Origin of the sequence: Streptomyces adustus, assembly GCF_009377175.1 — a bacterium.
Lineage (GTDB): Bacteria > Actinomycetota > Actinomycetes > Streptomycetales > Streptomycetaceae > Streptomyces > Streptomyces adustus.
Genome location: NZ_VJZD01000555.1, coordinates 1 through 1,133, shown reverse-complemented (window position 1 = coordinate 1,133; position 1,133 = coordinate 1). Strand labels below are relative to the sequence as shown.

1 protein-coding gene is annotated in these 1,133 nt (G+C 67.0%); it reads right to left on the bottom strand.

Going from position 1 to position 1,133, the window contains the following annotated elements; all coding sequences use genetic code 11:
• Window positions 1–167: 167 nt before the first annotated feature.
• A protein-coding gene (locus FNH09_RS46510) for an IS5 family transposase (RefSeq protein WP_338017884.1) occupies window positions 168–1,027 on the bottom strand; the annotation gives its coding sequence in 2 pieces (ribosomal slippage) (window positions 168–674 and window positions 677–1,027; 858 coding nt in all).
• Between the last annotated feature and the right edge of the window lie 106 nt (window positions 1,028–1,133).

Genomic DNA, 1,133 nt, shown 5'->3' with positions numbered 1-1,133 from the left:
GCGACGACTGGCACACGCCCCAAAAGAAGCAGCGCAGGCCTGAGTCTCTACCGGATCGTCCGCGAGCTGCAGACACTCCTCGCCACCTGGACCGGCGCCTGCCCCACCTGCCACCGCAACATACCCACACCCATACGAACCTGACCAAGCCCTACTAGGGTCCGTCTTCAAACGGATCTTGCCCAGAGCAGGAACGACGCGAGACTGACCGCCGCTTCGTACGAGGTGGCGGTCTTGTCGTACCTGGTGGCGAGTCCACGGAAGCCCTTGAGCTGGTTGAAGCAGCGTTCGACGGTGTTGCGCTGGCGGTAGATCTGCCGGTCGAACGCCGGTGGCCGGCCGCCGCGGCGGCCTCGGTTGTGGCGGTGCCGCTTCTGGTCCTTCTTCTCCGGGATGGTGTGTGCGATGCCGCGTCGACGGAGGTAGGCGCGGAAGCCGCGGGAGCTGTAGGCCTTGTCGGCGACGACCTGGTCGGGTCGGCAGCGAGGGCGGCCGGGACCGGTGCGCGGGACCCGGATGCGTTCGAGGAGAGGCCGTGCGCAGATGCCGTCGTTGCGTTGGCCGGGTGTGAGCAGGATGGCAAGGGGGCGGCCCTTGCCGTCGCAGGCGAGGTGGATCTTGGTGGTCAGTCCTCCTCGGGATCGGCCGAGGGCGTGATCGTCCGGTTCGTCCGTCCGGTGGGTCCCCCTTTTCGGCCGGTGGCGGCGGCGTGCTGGTGGGCACGGACGATGGTCGAGTCGATCTGGACGAGCCAGTCGATGTCGCCGGCCGCATCGGCACGGGCCTGGATCTGCTGGAGCGCCCGGGTGAACACGCCGTCCAAGGCGTAGCGGCGAAAGCGGGTGTAGACCGTCTTCCACGGTCCGTAGCGCTCCGGCAGGTCACGCCAGGAGATCCCGGTCCGGATCTTGTAGACCATCCCGTTGACGACCTGCCGGTCGGACACACGCGGCCGCCCCGTCGCGGCCCGCGGTATCAGCGGAGCGAGCAACTCCCACTCCGGATCGGTGAGTTCATGACGGCGAATCACCCCACCATGATCCACCATCCGATGATCTTTGAAGACGGACCCTAGTGCTGGATTCCTCTTTGGCTGGGTATATGTCCTGGTGGTGGGGTAGTTGGGGGTGCTC